General features: G+C 53.3%; 17 protein-coding genes. 12 read left to right on the top strand and 5 right to left on the bottom strand.

Annotated elements, in window-relative coordinates:
* The first annotated feature begins 137 nt into the window (after positions 1-137).
* Genes A0127_RS06440 through cca form a run of 3 tightly spaced genes read left to right on the top strand, consistent with a single transcriptional unit; the run spans position 138 to position 2,578 of the window.
* Positions 138-602, top strand: a complete 465-nt coding sequence (locus tag A0127_RS06440; protein ID WP_062389471.1) for a phosphoribosyltransferase — start codon at positions 138-140, stop codon at positions 600-602.
* A gap of 39 nt (positions 603-641) precedes the next feature.
* Positions 642-1,211, top strand: coding sequence for an RNA 2',3'-cyclic phosphodiesterase (gene thpR / locus A0127_RS06435; RefSeq protein WP_062389467.1), 570 nt, complete (start codon positions 642-644; stop codon positions 1,209-1,211).
* Positions 1,208-2,578: a CCA tRNA nucleotidyltransferase gene (gene cca, locus A0127_RS06430; protein ID WP_062389464.1), complete on the top strand. Its 1,371-nt coding sequence runs from the start codon at positions 1,208-1,210 to the stop codon at positions 2,576-2,578. The genes thpR and cca overlap by 4 nt, the downstream gene beginning before the upstream one ends.
* A gap of 198 nt (positions 2,579-2,776) precedes the next feature.
* On the opposite strand, the gene A0127_RS06420 is transcribed toward cca, so the two are convergent.
* On the bottom strand, positions 2,777-4,570 hold the full coding sequence (locus tag A0127_RS06420) for a polysaccharide deacetylase family protein (RefSeq protein WP_062389457.1): 1,794 nt from the start codon (positions 4,568-4,570) through the stop codon (positions 2,777-2,779).
* A gap of 129 nt (positions 4,571-4,699) precedes the next feature.
* On the opposite strand from A0127_RS06420, the gene A0127_RS06415 reads away from it, so the two are divergent.
* Genes A0127_RS06415 through A0127_RS06405 form a run of 3 tightly spaced genes read left to right on the top strand, consistent with a single transcriptional unit; the run spans position 4,700 to position 6,293 of the window.
* Complete coding sequence (locus A0127_RS06415) at positions 4,700-5,008, top strand: phosphoheptose isomerase family protein (RefSeq protein ID WP_054840641.1); 309 nt, start codon at positions 4,700-4,702, stop codon at positions 5,006-5,008.
* A gap of 30 nt (positions 5,009-5,038) precedes the next feature.
* A complete protein-coding gene (locus A0127_RS06410; RefSeq protein WP_062389453.1) occupies positions 5,039-5,866 on the top strand; it encodes a DMT family transporter in 828 nt (275 codons plus the stop codon).
* 49 nt (positions 5,867-5,915) lie between these two features.
* Positions 5,916-6,293 (top strand): hypothetical protein, encoded by a 378-nt coding sequence (locus tag A0127_RS06405; RefSeq protein ID WP_054840642.1) that lies wholly within the window; start codon positions 5,916-5,918, stop codon positions 6,291-6,293.
* A gap of 91 nt (positions 6,294-6,384) precedes the next feature.
* Here A0127_RS06405 and A0127_RS06400 read toward each other — a convergent pair whose 3' ends face one another.
* Positions 6,385-6,801: a DUF84 family protein gene (locus A0127_RS06400; RefSeq protein ID WP_231855822.1), complete on the bottom strand. Its 417-nt coding sequence runs from the start codon at positions 6,799-6,801 to the stop codon at positions 6,385-6,387.
* 279 nt (positions 6,802-7,080) lie between these two features.
* On the opposite strand from A0127_RS06400, the gene ileS reads away from it, so the two are divergent.
* Both ileS and A0127_RS06390 read left to right on the top strand, forming a co-directional pair.
* The gene (gene ileS, locus A0127_RS06395) at positions 7,081-10,284 is read left to right on the top strand and encodes an isoleucine--tRNA ligase (protein ID WP_062389450.1); all 3,204 of its coding nucleotides are present in this window, start codon (positions 7,081-7,083) and stop codon (positions 10,282-10,284) included.
* Positions 10,285-10,456: 172 nt separating this feature from the next.
* Positions 10,457-11,224, top strand: coding sequence for a DUF835 domain-containing protein (locus A0127_RS06390; RefSeq protein ID WP_062389447.1), 768 nt, complete (start codon positions 10,457-10,459; stop codon positions 11,222-11,224).
* On the opposite strand, the gene A0127_RS06385 is transcribed toward A0127_RS06390, so the two are convergent.
* Positions 11,221-12,306 carry a radical SAM protein gene (locus tag A0127_RS06385; protein ID WP_062389444.1) on the bottom strand — a complete coding sequence of 362 codons (1,086 nt, stop codon included), beginning with the start codon at positions 12,304-12,306 and terminating at the stop codon, positions 11,221-11,223. The genes A0127_RS06390 and A0127_RS06385 overlap by 4 nt on opposite strands.
* 73 nt (positions 12,307-12,379) lie before the next feature.
* On the opposite strand from A0127_RS06385, the gene A0127_RS06380 reads away from it, so the two are divergent.
* Positions 12,380-12,742 (top strand): ribonuclease P protein component 2, encoded by a 363-nt coding sequence (locus A0127_RS06380; protein WP_062389441.1) that lies wholly within the window; start codon positions 12,380-12,382, stop codon positions 12,740-12,742.
* On the opposite strand, the gene A0127_RS06375 is transcribed toward A0127_RS06380, so the two are convergent.
* Positions 12,739-14,085 (bottom strand): glycogen synthase, encoded by a 1,347-nt coding sequence (locus tag A0127_RS06375; protein WP_062389438.1) that lies wholly within the window; start codon positions 14,083-14,085, stop codon positions 12,739-12,741. The two genes, A0127_RS06380 and A0127_RS06375, sit on opposite strands and share 4 nt — an antisense overlap.
* A 49-nt stretch (positions 14,086-14,134) precedes the next feature.
* Entirely contained in the window at positions 14,135-15,160 is a 1,026-nt protein-coding gene (gene trmBL1, locus A0127_RS06370; RefSeq protein WP_062389435.1) for an HTH-type sugar sensing transcriptional regulator TrmBL1, read from the bottom strand.
* 239 nt (positions 15,161-15,399) lie between these two features.
* On the opposite strand from trmBL1, the gene A0127_RS06365 reads away from it, so the two are divergent.
* From A0127_RS06365 to A0127_RS06355, 3 genes are read left to right on the top strand one after another with little or no spacing between them, the layout of a single operon-like run.
* Entirely contained in the window at positions 15,400-16,731 is a 1,332-nt protein-coding gene (locus A0127_RS06365; RefSeq protein WP_062389433.1) for an extracellular solute-binding protein, read from the top strand.
* A 38-nt stretch (positions 16,732-16,769) separates the two neighbouring features.
* Positions 16,770-17,672, top strand: coding sequence for a carbohydrate ABC transporter permease (locus A0127_RS06360; protein ID WP_062389427.1), 903 nt, complete (start codon positions 16,770-16,772; stop codon positions 17,670-17,672).
* Positions 17,669-18,916: an ABC transporter permease subunit gene (locus A0127_RS06355; RefSeq protein ID WP_062389424.1), complete on the top strand. Its 1,248-nt coding sequence runs from the start codon at positions 17,669-17,671 to the stop codon at positions 18,914-18,916. Before A0127_RS06360 ends, A0127_RS06355 begins: the two co-directional genes overlap by 4 nt.
* The last annotated feature ends 4 nt before the right edge of the window (positions 18,917-18,920 follow it).

Here is an 18,920-nt window from a genome sequence, read left to right as displayed (position 1 = left end):
AAAATGTTGTTTGTAATATGATGTTTAACATCTTTCTGCCAACGGAGACTTTTTAAGCCCGAGACTTTTACTTCTATCCATCAGCCAAAAGCCTTAAGGCCAAAGGGTTAAAGCCCGCGCTATTCGGAGGTGTTGACATGGACAAGGTTTACCTCACCTGGTGGCAGGTTGACAGGGCAATATTCGCTCTGGCGGACGAGCTGAGGAAGAACTTCATGCCGGATGTGATCGTTGGAGTCGCGAGGGGCGGGCTTATCCCGGCTGTGAGGCTCAGCCATATCCTCGGCGACCTCGAAGTGAAGGTCATAGACGTCAAGTTCTACAAGGACATAGATGAGAGAATGGAGAAGCCGGTCATAAACATCCCACTCCACGGCTCGCTTGAAGGAAAGAAGGTCGTTATTGTGGACGACGTCAGCGACACCGGAAAGACCCTCGAAGTTGTCATCGAGGAAGTGAAGAAAGCTGGGGCAAGCGAGGTTAAGGTCGCCTGCCTCAGCATGAAGCCCTGGACGAAGGTAGTTCCGGACTTCTACGTCTTCAGGACGGACAAGTGGATCGTCTTCCCCTGGGAGGAGTTTCCCGTTGTTGTGAGGGAGTGAGGTTTTTATTCTCCCGCCCCCACTCTTCTTGGTGATACCATGAGGGCGTTCATAGCGATAGAAGTCAGCGACGAGGTTAGGGACAACCTGCTCAAGGCCCGGGGGAGGATAGGGAACAAAGCGGCAAAGATAAAGTTCGTCGAGAGGGAGAACTTCCATGTGACGCTCAAGTTCCTTGGAGAGATAGATGAGACTACCGCCGAGGAAGTTAAGAGGGCACTGGCGGAGATAGCAAAGAGGCACAAGAAGCACCGCGTTAGGGTGAAAGGTATAGGAGTCTTCCCGAACCCGAACTACGTTAGGGTCATCTGGGCGGGGATAGAGAACGACGAGGGGATAAGGGCGATAGCTGAAGATGTAGAGAAGGCCATGAGAAGGCTCGGCTTCAAGAAGGAGAAGGACTTCGTCGCTCATATCACCATTGGCAGGGTCAAGTTCGTCAGGGACAAGCTCGAGCTTGCCATGGCCCTGAAAGACCTCGCCAACGAGGACTTTGGAGAATTCGAGGTCGAGGCAATAGAGCTGAAGAAGAGCACGCTAACGCCGAAGGGCCCAATATACGAGACAGTCGCGAGGTTTGAGCTCAAAGAGCCGGAGGAAAGGGGATGAAGCTTGAAGCGGTCATTTCCGAAGTTCTCCAGAAAATCGTGCCAACCGAAGATGAAAGGGCCTTCGTTAGGGAGCTGATGGGTGAACTTGAGGAGATAGCGAGAGAAAAGGCAGAAGAGCTGGGCATTGATGTTAAGCCCTACTTCGTCGGCTCCCTCGCCAAGGATACCTACCTAGCCGGAGACCACGACGTTGATCTCTTTCTCGCCTTCCCGCTCGACACACCTCTTGAAGAAGTGAGGGAAAAGGGACTGGAGCTTGGGAAGGAAATAGGGAAAACACTTGGAGAATACGAAATAGCCTACGCGGAGCATCCATACGTGAGGGCTAAATACAGGGGCGTTAAAGTCGATTTAGTTCCCTGCTACGACGTGAGGGACTGGAAAGATGTGAGAACCGCCGTTGACCGCTCAATTCTCCACACAAAGTGGGTGAACGAGAACATCAACGGAAAGAACAACGAGGTTAGACTGCTCAAACGCTTCCTTAAAGGAATAGCCGCCTACGGGAGCGAGATATACGTCCGAGGTTTTTCGGGATACCTCTCGGAGATACTCGTGATAAAGTACGGCTCTTTTGCTGAAGTCCTCGAAAAGGCCGACTTCATACTGAGGCAGAAGGTTATCGACCCTGCAGGCTGGCTGAAAAGGGAACCCGAAATAGCGATGAAAACAGTAAAGAGGGAAGTTGAAGAGGACAAGCCTCTCGTTGTCATAGACCCCGTTGACCCCAGAAGGAACGTGGCCGCTAACCTGAGCTGGGAGAAGTACGGAAGGTTCTATTTCAAGGCGGACGAGTTTCTGCGGAGGCCATCGCTTGAGTTCTTCTTCCCTACGGGGAAAACTGGAGGGGACTATCTGGCGGAGCTGAGGAGAAAGGGGACTCACCTAATAACGCTTCTCTTTGACGTTCCGGAAATGGTGGACGACCTGCTCTTCCCACAGCTTGAGAGAAGCGCGAGGGGGTTTGAGAAAGCCCTGTCGAGGGAGGGCTTTGGAGTATTCGGGTGGAACGCTGGACGGTATGGCGCTGAAAAGGCATTCATAATGCTCGAAATCGATAGGATTGATAGGCCAAGGGTAAAAATCCATCCCGGGCCGGAGTTCTTCACAGAACGAGGACGGGACTTCTACAGGAAGAACGAGAGGGTTTGGCTCGTTGGCAAGAGGCTCTACGCGGAGAAGAGGGTAAAAGAAAATATCATTGACGTCATTAGGGAACTGCTTGAGAAGAACCAGGTAGCCCTCGGGAAGAACCTGAGGGAGACAATAAGGGCAGCAGAGATGCTCGTGGACTACGTACCGAGGTCTTTAGAGAACGAGGCTTACCTCTTCCTGAGCAGAGAGAAGGACGGCCTTAAACAGTAAGATTAGCAGAAAGGTCTTTCTTTTCTTATCACTCCTCAGATTCTGAAGACGGTTGAGAGCATCCTCCAATTTTGAGCAGAACTCCCAGCTGAAGCCCCTCTGAAGGCAATCTATCAGCCCATCTTCAACTTTCTTATTCGACTCCTGCTCTTCCACATAACCCACCGTCATAAAATTAGGGGAGCAAAACTTAAAAAGTTATCCCCTGTGCTCGCACCACTCCCGGTTCTCCCAGTGCCCATGCGCCTCACCGGGTATGTGCCCTGTATCCGCAACTGCCCCCTCGAAATCGTAGAGTATCCCCAGGGCGTCCTTGACCTCATCGGGGAGGGCCTCCTTTCCAGTGTAAAGCGCCGCCCTCGTGACAACGTTGTAGGAGCTGTTGGGGACCTCGCTCTTTAGTGATTCGAACCAGGCCTCTTCAGTGGTTTCCCAGCCCTCCAATCCGGGGAGCTTGTAGAGGTCGTAGTCGTAGTAGAGCTGTGGAAAAGCCAGGAGCTTCATGTACTCAAGGAGGAGGAAGTTGGCCCTTTCTCCAAGTTCCTCCTTCATATAGACTTCCATCAGCTCTATGAGGGCCTTGCTAATGACTGCGACGTTGCCGAAGGTGACCCTCGTGTCTATGTTCTCCCAGAAGCGGGGGCAGGAGTGGTTGGCCAGGAGCATCAGGTAGTATATTCTGCCAAGCTTCATGGCCAGCGTTGGATCAACGCCGTCTATCGGCTCCATGATGTAGTCGATCCCCGTCTCCATCTCGAAGTACTCGTAGTGTTCGCGGAAGAAGACCCTTGAATATCTAACAAGGAACTCCTGGACCTCCTCCCTAGTAGCATCGGGATTTTCCTTTTTGATCAGGTCAATAACCCCAAAGCGGACGGCCCTGTTAAGCTCACGGAAGAGCTTGGTGAAGGCGTACTTCCAGAGCTGTGAAACTTTTTTGCCCTTGTAGAGGCGGTTTATGCCCTTGCCGTCCTCCCGCCTCATTCCGAGCCATCTCATATCGCCGGTTCTGCCGTCAACGCTGAGGTCGTAGTAGTCGCTCCAGCTGGAGTAGTCCTTTATGTTTATCCTGAAGTGCTCACTGCACTCCCCTTCGAGCTTTTTGTACTCTCCTTTTTTCTTCCTGCGGACGAACTCGACTGCGTTCACGCCTTCAACACCCCTCTCGTCAAGCCCCCGCATCCACCCAAGGAAGCGGTCTAGCTGCTGCGGATTGGCCAGGAGGGCCTCAAGGTCGCTCGCGAGATGAACTAGGTAGGGGATTCCCTCCTTTTCCTTAAAGACGTCGACTCTCCCCTCAGCCACCGCCCGAATAAGCCCCTCTACGTCAAGGGTGTTGAAGGCAAACGCGTCGCTGAGCTGGTGATCCCTCCCAAAGGCGTACGCGGTTTTTTCTCCGGCCCGGTAGGTGTTGCAGGAGTACTTTGCCTGGGGAATGTTGAGGCCGACGAACTGTCTCTCATCGAGAAGGAAGACCACCTCTCTCCCGGCGGCCTTTGCGATGATCTCCGCCGTCTCCCTCGTTATGACGGCCTCAGGAAGCCAGTAGCCAACGACGTCCGAGCTCCCGATAAAAGGGGTATAAAAGTCAAAGGAGACCCTCGCGAGAACCTCCTGATCAAACCTGCCAAGGTGGGGCATTATGGGATGGAAAGGAGTCGTAGGAACCGCTTCAACGTGACTCCCAAGAAGCTCCACTATTTCGCTGTATATCCTGGGCTTGTACCTGAGTATCATGTAAAGGGTAAACGGCTCAAAATCAACGCTGACACTCTTCTCGGGCAAACTCCCAAGGACTTCTCCAGCATACTCATAGGCCTTTATGACGGCCCTCGTCCAGTTCCTCCCCTTGACCTCGATGTCCCGGATTTTCAGCGAAACCGGACTGAGCCGCTCGGAGTACTTTATCGGATCCCATCCCGATCCGTCGTGAACATAGACTATGTCCCCCGGCTGATAAGCGTGGAAGTGATAGGAGCGCTTCATCATCATGGGCACCACCTTACAGGGGAGTATTCAACGGCCCTTTATGGAGCTTTCGACTATCTGAACAAGACACTGTTACCCAAAATTGCCCGATAACCTAATAAAGGTGTACATCCAATCTCTTTCGGTGGAAGAATGAGAAGGGAGATAAGGGAGCTTCTCGGAGAAGAACTCGCTAACTACCTTGAACTGTTGAGGGCAAAGCTCGCCTTCGCCGAAGAGATGTACGGTGTCAAGATGAACTACCTCCCTCTAATCACTGAGGGAGAAGTTGTTGTCCTCGATAAAAACGACGGGGAGGTAAAGTGGCTCAAGGACAAGAGTCCTCTCACAATAGAGGACTTCCGCAGGCTGCTCCCGAAGATAAAGGAGAACCTTGAAAGCGGCTTCGTCGAGATGCTCCTGGCTATGAATATGAGCTGCATCAACGGGCCCGGGGAGTAGATTTTTAAGCTCCATATCAGACGACTTCCGATGAAAAAAGCCGAACTTGCACTCCTGGGTGTCACGGTCTTCTGGGGCTTCACTTTTCCGGCCATGAAGGTTAGCCTCGACTATTTTCCGCCGATACTCTTTCTTGCCTACCGCTTCGGTCTGGCTTCACTCCTCATGCTCCTTATCTTTGAGAGAAAGGCCCTAAAGCGCGAGACGTTTAAGGAAGGCTTCATCCTTGGCCTGACCCTCTTCTTTGGACACGGCTTCCAGATAGTCGGCCTCAAATACACGACGGCCTCGAACTCAGCCTTCATAACCTCTCTCTACGTTGTCTTTACACCCTTTATTGCATACTTCATGCTCGGTGAGAGGATAACCAAGATGGATCTGACCTCGCTCATTCTGGCGGTTATCGGCCTCTACCTGATATCCGGTGCGGGGACGTCAATAAACTACGGTGATTTCCTCACACTGCTCTGCGCGGTGAGTTTTGCCTTCCAGATAGTCCTTGTCCACAAGTTCGGTGAGAAAGATTATTTGAGCCTGACCTTCTGGCAGCTGTTCTGGAACTTCGTCTTTTCGGCAGTCTTCGCACTGGCATTTGAAGAGCCTGTTTTTCCACAGGAAATCCTCCCGTGGATGGGCGTCATATACACGGCGGTCTTCGCCACGGTGATAGCCTTCACAGTCCAGCTCAAGTACCAGAGGTACACGACGGCCCAGAGGGCGGCTCTGATCTACTCCTCCGAGCCAGTGTTCGGCTCGCTTGCAGCTTACATAACTTTGGGTGAGACGCTCTCCCTTAGGGGCTACCTGGGTGCAACGCTAATCATGAGCGGAATTCTGAACGAGGTCAGGAAAAATTAACGAAAGGTTAATAAATTTTGAATCCAACCTTCTCTGGAGGTGAGGCCGTATGGTCCACGAGTACGTTAGGGGGAAGATTAAGGAGTTCACGAAGGAGGAGAAGGAGAAGCGCTATAAGTACCTCGGCAAGGAAGTCATCGACGTTGGAGACCCGGGCCTCGACAGCATTCCTGAGTTCTACGGCATAGCCAACGCCATCTGGAGGGACTGGAAGGAGGGAGAGATAAGCACGAAGACGGCCCTTGGGAGGCTCGCACTTCTCAAGCTTCTGACATACAAGACAAAGAACAAGAAGATAGCAGACATCCCGGAGGAGGACCTCGAGGAGGTCAGGAAGTTCATCGACTACGTCATACAGGTCATCAAGAACGAGAGCAGGAGGAAGGGCGAACCCGAGGAGGAGAGGAAGGTAGAGGAGAACGCTTAAATTCCCTAACGCCAAACTCCCAGTGCCCTCCCCCCTCACACTCCCGGGAGCGGTGACCGGGGGGCGGTCGGGGAGGGCACATTCTCACAGGTCAATACCACTCGGGGTTCAGCCTCGGGACCAAGGCCATCAGCATGGCCAGCTTGTTCAGCTCTTTTCTCACGAGCCTTTCGTGGGTTAAGACTCCTATCGCACCGATCTTCCTCTTCAGTTCGGGGTCGTTTACGAGTTCTCCCATCGCTATTCCAACCTCAACACCTTCCCCAAACACCCGCCTGATTACTCCTAGAGGGTACTCAAAGCCCGGCCCGTGGCCGAGGGTTATCCTGCCTTCCCTGTCAATTGGGTAGAGGCCGGCCTCTATTCCAACGCCAAAGTCCGCACCAGCTTTCTCAATGGCCCGCATAGCCCTGTTGATAGCCCCCTTAACCGTCTCCTCAAGTCCAACCGGCTGGTCTGGAACTCCACTGTCAACTTCAAGGGGGATTACCTCAACTTCACCGTATATCTCTCGAAAGACCTCCCTGACGGCCTCAACTTTGGCAGGGTTTGGTTGAGCCTACGGCAACTTTCATTCTACCACCAACTTCAGGAAAGAAAGAGGGCTTAAAGGGATTGTCCAATCACCGTCGATCGCTGGAGAACCATCCAAAAACCTTATAAGCAGACTTCCCAACTTTGCCCGATACCCATGAGGGGGGAGTGTTTTATCCTCCGCTTCGCCCGTTTCGAGGCCTGAAGCCCTCTTCTGGGTTAGCATTGACTATCATTTCTGGAGGGGTTTTCCATGATCAGGGAGCCAGAGTTTAGGGAGTACAGCCCAGGTCAGCTCGAGGAGAAGATAGAGCGCTTTTGGGAAGAGAACAACACCTACGAGAAGGTGAAAAAGCTCAGGGAGAACGGCCCGAAGTACTACTTCCTCGACGGGCCTCCTTATGTCAGCGGTGCCATACACCTCGGAACAGCGTGGAATAAGATAATCAAGGATATGATAATCCGCTTCAGGACAATGCAGGGCTACAACGTCAGGAGACAGCCTGGCTTCGACATGCACGGCCTTCCCATAGAGGTCAAGGTCGAGCAGGCGCTGAAGCTGAAGAACAAGCGCGAGATAGAAACCAAGATAGGTGTTGACAACTTCATAAAGAAGTGCAAGGAGTTCGCCCTCAACAACCTCAAGATCATGACCGAGCAGTTCAAACAGCTCGGCATCTGGATGGACTGGGACAACCCATACATGACGATAAAGAACGAGTACATCGAATCCGGCTGGTTCACGCTCAAGAAAGCGTGGGAGAAGGGCCTCCTCGAGAAGGACAAGCGCGTCCTCCACTGGTGTCCGAGGTGTCAGACGGCTCTTGCTGAGCACGAGGTCCGCGGCGAGTACAAGATGAGGAAGGACCCGAGCATCTACGTCAAGTTCCCGGTTGAGGGGAAGGAGAAAGAGTACCTAATAATCTGGACTACCACACCGTGGACACTGCCAGCAAACCTCGCCGTTACCGCCCACCCGGAGTACGAGTACGCTAAGGTTAGGGTCGAGACCGAGAACGGCGAGGAGTACTGGATAATGGCAAAGGTCCTCGTGGAGAGGGTTCTCAGCGAGGTAGGAGTTAAGGGTGAGATCGTTGAGACGTTCAAAGGCGAGGAGCTTGAGGGAATACGCTATACCCACGTCCTCCTTGAGGAGTACCCCGCTCAGAAGGAGTTCCGCGAGAAGTACGAATGGGCGCACCGCGTAATCCTCGGCGAGCACGTTACGCTTGAGGAAGGTACCGGACTGGTTCACACGGCTCCCGGCCACGGTGAGGAGGACTTCGAGGTCGGCCAGCGCTATGGTCTGCCGGTTTACAGCCCGGTTGACGACGCCGGAAGGTACACAGAAGGTAAGTGGAAGGGCGTCTATGTTAAGGACGCCGACCCGGAGATAATCGAGTACCTCAGGGAGAAGGGCTACCTCGTCAAAGCTGGAGAGATAGAGCACAAGTATCCGCACTGCTGGCGCTGTAAGACCCCGCTCATATTCCGCGCCACCGATCAGTGGTTCCTCAAGGTCAGCAAGGTCAAGGATCAGATAATCAAAGAGAACGACGAGAAGGTAACGTGGTACCCCGACTGGGTGAAGGTGAGATACGACAACGGCGTCATGAATAGCGGTGACTGGGTCATAAGCAGGCAGAGATACTGGGGAATCCCGCTCCCGATATGGGAGAGCGAGGACGGGGAATACTACGTCATTGGATCGTTCAAAGAGCTTGTCGAGAAGAGCGTTGCCCTCGAGATAAACGGCGAGAGGGTTGACCTACCGGAGGACTACGAGGAGAAGCTGAAGGTAATAGAGGAGAAGCTCGGCCCAGAAGACCTCCACAGGCCCTACGTCGATGCCTTTATCATAAAGGTCAACGGCAAGGAAATGAGAAGGGTTAAGGACGTAGTGGATGTCTGGTTCGACAGCGGAATAGCGAGCTGGGCTTCCCTCGACTACCCAAGGAACAAGGAGCTGTTTGAGAAGCTCTGGCCGGCTGACTTCATAGTTGAGGGCGAAGACCAGGTTACAAAGTGGTTCTACTCCCAGCAGGCCGCGAGCGTCATCGCCTTCGACACCGTTCCGTACAGGGCCGTCGCGATGCACGGATACGTCCTCGATGAGAAGGGTGACAAGATGAGCAAGAGCCTCGGCAACATCATAAGGCCCGAGGAGGTCGTCCAGAAGGAGGGTAGAGACCCGTTCAGGTTCTACATGCTCTGGGCGACGAACCCCTGGGAGAACCTGCGCTTCAGCTGGAAGGGTCTGGCACAGGTCAAGAGGATGCTCAACATACTCTGGAACGTCTACGTATTGAGCGCCACCTACATGGGCCTCGATAACTTCGACCCGACCAAGCTCAAGCCAGAAGGGCTTCCCTTCCGCGAGGAGGACAGGTGGATACTCAGCAGGGTAAACAGCCTCATTGGTGAAGTCACCGACGGAATAGAGACCTTCAGGCTCACTAAGGCTACTAGGGCCATCTACAACTTCGTCGTCGAGGATCTGAGCAGGTGGTACATAAGGCTCATCAGGAAGCGCATGTGGGTTGAAGGAGATGACCCGGACAAATTAGCGGCCTACTACACCGTCTGGAAGGTCTTTGACGTCCTGCTCCGCTTGATGGCGCCGTTCACGCCATACATAGCCGAGGAGATATACCAGAACCTTGTAAGGCCCTTCGTCGGTGTCGAGAGCGTCCACATGCTTGACTGGCCGGAGGCGGACGAGAAGGCAATAGACGAGGAGCTTGAGAGGGAAATGGAGTACGTCAGGAAGATAGTCGAGGCGGGCTCAAGCGCCAGGCAGAAGGCCAGAATAAAGCTCCGCTATCCAGTCAGGAGGATAATCATCGAGACTGAAGACGAGACCGTTGTGAAGGCCGTCGAGAGGCTCAACAGAATACTCAAGGATCAGCTCAATGCCAAGGAAGTTACCGTTGGAAAAGTGGAGCGCGAGCTCATCATAAAGCCGAACTTCGCGAAAGTTGGACCCGAGTTCAAGGGCGATGCAAAGCTGGTCTCCCAGTGGATAAGTGAGCACGGCAAAGAGCTCTACGAGAAGGGCGAGATGGACGTTGAGATAGAAGGCAAGACCTTCCACCTCACGAGAGAACACCTGAACGTCGAGGAGAAGCTACCAGACTTCCTTGTTGCTGAGGAGTTTGAAGGCGGAAGGGTCTTCGTGGACAAGACCCTAACGAGGGAGCTCCTGGCTGAGGGACTGGCGAGGGAGTTCGTCAGGAGGATACAGGAGATGCGCAAGAGGCTCGACCTCGACGTCAACGACCGCATTAAGGTCACCATAGAGACCACGGACGAGAACCGCGAGCTCCTCCAGGAGAACCTCGACTACATAATGCGCGAGACGAGAGCGGTGGAAGTTCGCTTCGAGGAGGCAAAGGGCTACGTCGTCGAGTGGCCAGAAGTCCAGGCGAAGATAGGGATTGAGAAGGTCGAAGGCTGAGGCCTTCTCTTTTTGTCTTCTCTTATTTATACACATTTTAGGCAGCATTTTTCTTAGAGACAATATCACAAAATGATTCAAACACACAGTACGATATTCCATCGTTGGAATGCCTACAATAACAAAGCGAAAGTCTTTTAGGTTGACATGTTCCAGTTAAAAATGTGAGATCATGGCGGAGTTTATGCTGAAGCTCGACATCGAGATACTCAAGTTCGCTGTCGTTACGTTAGCCCTCTTTATCCTGTACAAATATCATCGAATTTTTGAGATTACGCTGCCTCCAAGCCTCTTGAGAAAGGGTGCCGTTGTCACCCTGGTACTCTGGCTCAGTTTTCTTGCTGATGTTGTAAACGATGTATATCCGACAGAGTTTACTAAAATCCTCGACGACATAATAATTTCCTTTGCTTTAATCCTTGGAACGTACTACCTGGTTGACTACATGCGGAAGGTTAGGGTTCGTATTGTCCCTTCAAGAGTTTTTAATGGGGATCCAACCTTGGCAAGAGGAACACACATTGTCACCGACACCGACGTTTCGAACGTTCTCAAACTTATAAGAGGTAAGAAAGCCATCGCACTTACAAGAAATCCAGAGTCCTTCAAGGAAATAGGTGTTCCATACCTCTGGCTCAGCAAAGTGCCTAGCGAGAACGCCATAGATCCCCTCCGCCTTCCGGCTATACTTCATAAGCTTATTGAGAACGCCGATAAGGACACTGTTGTCATAGTGGAGGGGCTCGAATACCTGGTTCTGGAGAACGGGTTCAACAGTGTGATGAAGTTTCTGACAACCCTGAAGGACAACCTCCTGGTGAAAGGAGCAACCCTCGTTGTGATTGTAGACCCAAGGGCACTGGAGCCATCCCAGATGGCGGTACTGAGGAGGGAGTTCAGCGAATTAAGACCAGAAATGGTGAATAAGCAAAAAGCTTAAGGAAGTGGAATCCTTTCCACCTCAAGCCTGTCCCACGTCGGGTATTCCTCCACGATGAAGAACTTCACGTCCCCCTCTATCGCGTCGGCAAGCTCGACCGCAACCTCCTCAGGCATCTCTATCCTGCCCTTCTCGCGGTTGACGTAGAGCCACTCCCTTGGGACTTCCACCTCTTCAATCAGGAACTCGTAGAGCTCGTCAAGGTCATCGTACTCGGCTATGCCAAAGCGCAGCGTCCCCTCTTCCGTTATCTCCATGTAAGGTTTAGCCACGTTCCTCGCCATCCTCCTCAGCCTGTTCCTGAGCTGGACTGCATCTTTCAGCTTCGCCGTGCAGAGATGGTAGCTCAGGGAGGTGTTATCCTCCCCCCACTCCAGGAACTCAAGACCCAGCTCAAGGGAGCCCTTTATAGCAGAGCTCTCGTCACTGACTGGCTGGAAGCCCATGTCGAGGAGCGTTTTAAGCGTCATCTCGCTGAACTCAAGCTCGTTCACGTTGAGGAACTTAGCACCGTGCTTATCTAAAAACTCCGCGTACCACTTCATTCTGTCAAGCTGTCCTGGAATAGAGGGGATCTCTCCACCGACGTCCCAATCGAAGTCGAAGGCCCTCTTTATGTTCTCTATCTCAACCTTGAAGAGCTTGGAGCTTGGATTGAAGAGATCCGGGTGGAAGCGTATCTCGTCCAGCCCAGCATCGTAAAGCTTTGAGAGGGCCTTTTCGGTTGCGAGAGCTCCGGTGGTGTAGAGGTGGATGTGGAAGTCCTTCCCAAAGTTTTCCTTCAGGACTCTGATGTACTCAACGGTCCTCTCAAGTCTCGCAAGCGGATCTCCACCAGTAACCCCAGCCCCCTTAGCTTCCTGTATCAAAGCTTCCCTGATGACATCATCAACGCTCTTAACGGGTCTCTCGTTGGCGTAAACGACGTCTTCTCTCCTCCAGGGGCTGAGGGGGCAGTAGAAGCAGTCCCTCGGACACTTTCCGGTAGTGAAAAGAACGAGCTTCTCACCCCTAACGCAGAGCTGACAGCCCTTCGGAAGCTCTCTCACGGCGTATGAAAAGTAAGGAGTCTCCCAGACCAACTATCTCACCTCGCCAGCTCAGGTAGGGAGAGGGCTTAAAAAGGTTGGTGGCCAAAACTGGGAAGGTGTTGGGATGAGGGAGAAGCCGAAGTACCTGCCGCCGACGCTAAGGGACAAAAACAGGTACATTGCCTTTCAGGTTATCGGAGAGAGGCCCTTCAAGAAGGACGAGGTCAAGAAAGCCATCTGGGAGGCCAGCCTCTCGGCTCTGGGGTTTCTCGGCTCGGCAAGGGCAAAGCCTTGGTTCATCAAATTCGATGAGAAGACCCAGACAGGGATAGTTAGGGTTGACAGGAAGCACATTGAAGAGCTCCGCTTTGCATTGGCAATGCTCACCGAGATAAACGGCTCAAAGGCCATCTTCCGAACACTCGGCGTTTCGGGGACGATAAAAAGGTTGAAGAGAAAGTTCTTAGCTGAGTACGGCTGGCGCTAGCGTAGAAAAGGTATAGCTTTATCAACAGCGTCTCGATAAACCCGTAGGTACCTTCTGCAGGCCTTCTCCCACGTGAAGTCCTCCCTGGCCCTCCTCTCCCCGTTTTCCCTGAGCCTTTTCAGGGTTTCCTCATCGAGTTCAGATGCCCGGATTATCATCCTCGCAAGGGAAAAGGCGTCTCCCGGCGGGACAAGAAGCCCGGTCGCCCTTTCAGGATCAGCGTCGAGATCGATGATGGTGTCTTTGATGCCCCCAACTGCACTGGCTATTGGAATTGCACCCAGGCACATCGCCTCGAGCTGGACGAGACCGAAGGGCTCGAAGTAAGAAGGTACAACCACGAAGTCCACCGAACCGTAGAGCTCTCTAACCGTCTCTCTGGGCAGGAGCTCAGTTATTACTCCCACGTTCTTCGGGAAGCGCCGTTCGGTTTCTCTGGCCCAGCTTTCAAGCTCCGGGTCGCCTTTGCCCACTATCAGGAAACGTAGGTATTTAAAAGAGGGGTCATTCGAGACCAGCTCGATAGCCCTGAGGAGAGTGTCAACCCCCTTCTGGCCCCTGTCAAATCTCCCGATGAACATGAAAGCCTTTCCATCTGACAGTCCGAAGCGCTGGAGGATTCTCCTTCTTCTCTCCCCCCTCGGCAAATCCCTGCCCTCAAGAAACTCCTCGTTCCAGAACGAACAGTCAATCCCGTTGAAGACGTAGGTTACTTTGCCGTCGAAGTTCCTGAAGAAGTCCCACTCCTCCCACAGGTAGCTCCTGCTGACCGTCGTTACTGCATCCGCTACGTATCCTGCGGTGTGCTCCGGGTCGAGGTCGGGGAACGGCGCCAGCTCACCGAGGTTGGCCTCGTGGAAGTAGCTTGCGGGGACCTTTGCCCTGTTGAGCCTGTGAACAGTGAAAACGCTTCTCATCCCAAAGTACTTCTTCAGAAGGCCTAGGGAAAAGACAGTGTGCCAGTCGTGGGCGTGGACTACGTCAGGCTTGAACTCGCCGATGAGAAGGTTCATAAGCCCTACGCTGGCCTTTCCGAAGAGGACGGCCTTTTTGAGCAGCTTTTCCCAGTCAGGATAAACACCCGTGTCCAGGTAGCTTCCACCGAGGGAATAAACGATTACGCCGTTCTGCTCCCGCTTTCGGACTTTTACTTCAACTTCCCGACCCTCAAGGAGAACCCTGAAAGAGGCAAACTCCTCACCGAGCTTCCTTCCGTGGTCAGGCGTGAAGACCACGACCTCGTTTCCAAGTTTAACTAGGCCCTCCGCAATGCTCGTTAGAGCCTCAGCAAGACCACCGACCTTTACTGGGAGATACTCGAAACCGAGCATTAGGATTCTCATTTTCTTCACCAGTTAAAAAGTTGGGATAGAAATTTTAAAAACAAAAGGGTCACTCGAGGAGGATGAACTTCTCCCCCTCAACGTCCTCGAAGTAGCTGCCGATGCCACCGACCTTCAGCTGCTTACCGTTGTACTTGAAGGTAACGTTCGCCGTAAGAGGCGTGTACTCATAGTCCACTATCTCTCCATCGAGGGTCACGGGCTCCTTGGTGTCTATGAGCTTGCCGACTATCTCGGCTTTTCTCGGGAGGCCTGCAAACTTGAGAACGGTGATCAGGGTTCTGATGTTGACCAGAGAGACCGGCTTCTGGAGCCTCTCGTAGGCGAGCGGTTTTATGACCTCGCTGTTGTCGAAGTAGATTGTGTAGAACCAGTGCATGTAGTTCTGAATTATCCTCGGGCTTTTTGCCCAGAAGGAGTAGAACTTCTCCCTTCTCCTGTCCTTGGGCAGAGCGCCGAAAAAGAGGGCGTAGTCGATGTCGCCGATTATCCAGCTCGCCATGAGCCAGGGCGCTCCGCCGCTCCTGGCGAGGATTATATTGTCGCCCTTGAGCCAGTCCGGTATCTCCTCTCCGAAGTTGCTGATTATGACGAAGATTATGTCCCTGCGGTTCTTTATCTCGCCCTGGAGGAGCTTCAGGAACTCGAAGGGAGTGTTTATCAGAACCTCGTGCTTTGCCGTCCTTATGACGTGCTCTGCTCTCTCAAGCGTGTTGTCAAAGCCCTGTATCGTCCATATCTCCGGTAGCTCTTCGCCGTGGGCCTCGCGGTAGAGGTCGAGAAAGGCCTTCTTGAGTGCCTCAATGTCTTCAATTATCTCCTCTTTGATTCTCTCGAGCACGACTTCAGGGTTCACGGGCTTATAGAGTCTTGGCGTGCCCTGCATAACATCAACGAAGCCTTTCCTGTGGAGGGAGCTGAGGACGTCATAGACCCTCGTGTGTGGAATCCCGCTCTCCTTCGTTATGTCGGTTGCCTTACTGGGCCCAAGCTTCAGGAGAGTTATGTAAGCAAGGCTCTCGTACTTGGTGAGGCCGAGCCTCTGGAGCTTTTCAATTATCTCGTCTTCCCTCATAGCTTAACCCCCAGGTTAATTCACTGGCATCAGTTTAATCATCACCAGTGATACAAGGTGGTATGAGTGTATAAGGTTTTCGGGTTCAAGCGACATCCCCCACTTTAGGGGTCTAGGTGTACATATCCGTCATCAAGGTATGAGTGAGTTCATGCCATCAGGAATGAGCCAGGAAGCGCAAGGTATATATATCACTCACGATGATACTTGAGTGCAGATAGCCAAACTAGGTGATGGATATGAGAAAGAGCATCTTTGCCCTCCTCCTTGTGGGGGTTCTGTTCCTGAGCGTTGTAGCGAGCGGCTGTATAGGAGGTGGTGGCGAAACAACCACCACCCCAAGCACCAGCCAAAGCCAGACGCCCTCGTCTCCAACGGAGACAACAACTACCTCACCCACGGAGACCACGACCGCTCCCGCTGTTGAGTGCGGAAGCGGTAAGGTTGTTATCTGGCACAACATGCAACCGAACGAGCTTGAAGTCTTCCAGAGCATAGCCGAAGAATACATGGCCGAGTGCCCGAACGTTGAAATCGTCTTCGAGCAGAAGCCGAACCTCGAGGACGCCCTTAAAGCCGCCATTCCAAGCGGCCAGGGCCCGGACCTATTCATATGGGCACACGACTGGATTGGAAAGTTCGCTGAAGCGGGCCTCCTCGAGCCGATCGACGACTACGTCACCGACGACATCCTGAAGGATTTCGCCCCAATGGCGATTGATGCTATGCAGTACAAGGGCCACTACTACGCCATGCCCTTCGCGGCTGAAACCGTTGCGATAATCTACAACAAGAAGATGGTCCAGAACCCGCCCAAGACCTTCGATGAGATGAAGGCCATCATGGAGAAGTACTATGACCCGGACAACGAGAAGTACGGAATAGCCTGGCCGATCAACTCCTACTTCATCTCAGGCATCGCCCAGGCCTTCGGAGGCTACTACTTCGACGACAAGACCGAAATGCCGGGCCTCGACAAGCCCGAGACCATCGAGGGCTTCAAGTTCTTCTTCACTCAGATATGGCCGTACATGGCTCCAACTCCGGACTACAACACCCAGCAGAGCATCTTCCTTGAGGGCAGGGCACCAATGATGGTGAACGGCCCGTGGAGCATAAGCGACGTCAAGAAGGCCGGCATTGACTTCGGCGTCGTCCCGCTCCCGCCGATCACCAAGGATGGCAAGGAGTACTGGCCGAGGCCCTACGGTGGCGTTAAGGACATCTACTTCGCGGCAGGTATAAAGAACAAGGACGCCGCCTGGAAGTTCGTCAAGTGGTTCACCACCACTCCAGAAGTCATCAAGGAGCTATCACTCCAGCTCGGCTACATCCCGGTTCTCAAGCCCGTTCTTGAGGACCCAGACATCAAGGCCGACCCGGTCATCTACGGCTTTGGCCAGGCGGTTCAGCATGCTTACCTGATGCCCAAGAGCCCGAAGATGGGCGCAGTCTGGGGCGGCGTTGACGGCGCAATAACCGAGATACTCAAGGACCCGGCCAACGCGGACTTTGAAGCCATACTCAAGAAGTACCAGGAGAAGATACTCCAAGACATCGGCTCAAGCTGAGCCGCTTTCTCTTTTTATTACCTTGCGGAGGTGCTGAAATGAAGAAGACGACCGCTGCTGCACTGATGCTCATACTGCCCGGAATGGCCGCGTTCCTGTTCTTCAACCTCTGGCCGATAGTCTACTCGATATACCTGGCGTTCACAAACGCCCAGCTCGGAAACTTCCCAATCTACAATCCACAGAGCGCAGTTGAACCGCTGCACTTCGTCGGCCTTGAAAACTTCAGGTGGGCGCTCTCGGACGACAAGTTCATCAACGCCTTCAAGTGGACGTGGATATTCGTCTTCACGAGCGTCACTCTAAAGGTTTTCGCGGGCCTCTTTCTCAGCCTGCTCTACAACAGCAAGTACGTAAAGGGAAAGGCAATCTACAGGTCACTCCTCATAATCCCCTGGGCGCTGCCGCTCCTCTTCTCGGTAACCGTGTGGAAGTTCATGTTTGACCCCGTTTTTGGCCCGATTAACATGATGCTCAAATCAATCGGCATTACTGGACCCGACTGGGTGAACAACCCTACATGGGGGTTTGTGGCCCTCAACATAATCGAGGTCTGGCTGGCCTATCCGTTTATGATGACCGTAATAACCGCCGCACTCCAGTCGGTCCCGGACACGCTAATCGAGGCGGCCATCATAGACGGAGCCAACTACTGGCAGAGAATCTGGCACGTCGTCGTCCCAATAGTTGGAAAGCCGATAGCCTTCGCGACCATACTCACAAGCGCCGCAAGCTTCCAGTACTTTATGGTGCCTTACATCTACAACGCGGGCCTCTTCGAGGACAGGTTCCTTCTGCTCTACGGATTCAGGAAGGCATTCGGTGCAACACCGCACTACGGCAGGGCCGCGGCGATAATGGTGATAGCCACGCTCATTCTGGCCGTCTACATGTACGTGAACGTTAGGATAACCAGGCTCCAGGAGGGTGCTAAGGGATGATGGGCCGTAAGAGATCCGAGATGCTCAAAAGCTTCGTCCTGACGCTAGTGGCAGTCTTCATAATGTTCATAATCCTTTTCCCAGTGTACTACATCTTCACAGTCTCGATAAGCCCGAAATCAACTCTCGCAACGACTGAGCTGGAGCTCATACCAAAGGAGGTCACCCTGAATTCGTACAGGGAAGTCCTCTTTGGGTTCTCAGGCGACAGGCTGATGGAGGACTTTGAGGGCAGGATAACCGGAAAGGGAACACTCCAGAACGGCAAGCTCTACATAACAGACGGCACTCTCATCGGAACGGTGAAATACGGGCCTTTCACGGGCCTGAAGTTTGAAATTCCTGTTTCTAGGATAACTTTCACCGTCAACGGCGGCTCCGGCAGCGGGGACTTGAGCGGGAAGGTTAGAGGGACGATAATCCTGACGAGGATCAACGATGACGGAACGATAGGCTTTGGAATAGTCAGAAACGTCACACTCACAGAGGGCACGGTTAACGGAGTAAAGGTCAGCGGACAGATGGATGGATACATCAGGGCAAGGAACACCGGAAAAGCAGAATTCACGGCCCTGGGCAAGTTCGTGAACTCCAACTTCTTCAAGTATCTGAAGAACAGCCTGATCCTGGCGACCCTTACAGTAGTACTGGCACTGATCTTCGTCGTCCCGGCGGCCTACGCCTTTTCAAGACTCCAGTTCTTCGGCAGGGAGCACGTACTGTACTTCTACCTGATGTTCACACAGGTCTCAGGTGGTCTGGGAATAGCCGGGCTTATAGCCCTCTACGGAATGCTCGTCAAGCTCGGCCTCTACGGCAAGCTTCCGGTGCTGGCCTTCATCTACGCCGCAGGGAGCGTGCCCTTCAACACATGGCTCCTCAAGGGGTACATAGACTCAATAAGTCCCGACTTCGATGAGGCGGCGCTTGTTGACGGTGCAAACTACTTCCAGATAATCAGGCACGTTCTCCTCCCAATGGCGCTCCCAGGGATAGCGACGGTGGCGGTGTTCGCCTTCATCGGCGGATGGACGGAGTTCATTCTCGCAAGCCTCCTCCTGAACCAGGACAGTCAGCCATTGGCGGTGTGGATATACTCCCTCCTAGGAGGAATCGGCAGGGGAATTGACTGGAGCTACTTCGCAGCCGCCGCGCTGCTGTTCGCCCTGCCGGTGTTCGTGATGTTTATTCTCGCCCAGAACTACATAAGAAGCGGCCTCACCGTAGGAGGCCTTAAAGAGTGAGGTG

The sequence above is a fragment of the Thermococcus peptonophilus genome (assembly GCF_001592435.1).
Taxonomy (GTDB): Archaea; Methanobacteriota_B; Thermococci; order Thermococcales; family Thermococcaceae; genus Thermococcus; species Thermococcus peptonophilus.
This window is presented reverse-complemented; position numbering and strand designations above follow the sequence as displayed.

Bases quoted from the DNA above. Each gene is read 5' to 3' on its own strand.
- A0127_RS06440 (WP_062389471.1), top strand. From the start codon at position 138: ATGGACAAGGTTTACCTCACCTGGTGGCAGGTTGACAGGGCAATATTC.
- thpR (WP_062389467.1), top strand. From the start codon at position 642: ATGAGGGCGTTCATAGCGATAGAAGTCAGCGACGAGGTTAGGGACAAC.
- cca (WP_062389464.1), top strand. From the start codon at position 1,208: ATGAAGCTTGAAGCGGTCATTTCCGAAGTTCTCCAGAAAATCGTGCCA.
- A0127_RS06420 (WP_062389457.1), bottom strand. From the start codon at position 4,570: ATGATGATGAAGCGCTCCTATCACTTCCACGCTTATCAGCCGGGGGAC.
- A0127_RS06415 (WP_054840641.1), top strand. From the start codon at position 4,700: ATGAGAAGGGAGATAAGGGAGCTTCTCGGAGAAGAACTCGCTAACTAC.
- A0127_RS06410 (WP_062389453.1), top strand. From the start codon at position 5,039: ATGAAAAAAGCCGAACTTGCACTCCTGGGTGTCACGGTCTTCTGGGGC.
- A0127_RS06405 (WP_054840642.1), top strand. From the start codon at position 5,916: ATGGTCCACGAGTACGTTAGGGGGAAGATTAAGGAGTTCACGAAGGAG.
- ileS (WP_062389450.1), top strand. From the start codon at position 7,081: ATGATCAGGGAGCCAGAGTTTAGGGAGTACAGCCCAGGTCAGCTCGAG.
- A0127_RS06390 (WP_062389447.1), top strand. From the start codon at position 10,457: ATGGCGGAGTTTATGCTGAAGCTCGACATCGAGATACTCAAGTTCGCT.
- A0127_RS06380 (WP_062389441.1), top strand. From the start codon at position 12,380: ATGAGGGAGAAGCCGAAGTACCTGCCGCCGACGCTAAGGGACAAAAAC.
- A0127_RS06375 (WP_062389438.1), bottom strand. From the start codon at position 14,085: ATGAGAATCCTAATGCTCGGTTTCGAGTATCTCCCAGTAAAGGTCGGT.
- trmBL1 (WP_062389435.1), bottom strand. From the start codon at position 15,160: ATGAGGGAAGACGAGATAATTGAAAAGCTCCAGAGGCTCGGCCTCACC.
- A0127_RS06365 (WP_062389433.1), top strand. From the start codon at position 15,400: ATGAGAAAGAGCATCTTTGCCCTCCTCCTTGTGGGGGTTCTGTTCCTG.
- A0127_RS06360 (WP_062389427.1), top strand. From the start codon at position 16,770: ATGAAGAAGACGACCGCTGCTGCACTGATGCTCATACTGCCCGGAATG.
- A0127_RS06355 (WP_062389424.1), top strand. From the start codon at position 17,669: ATGATGGGCCGTAAGAGATCCGAGATGCTCAAAAGCTTCGTCCTGACG.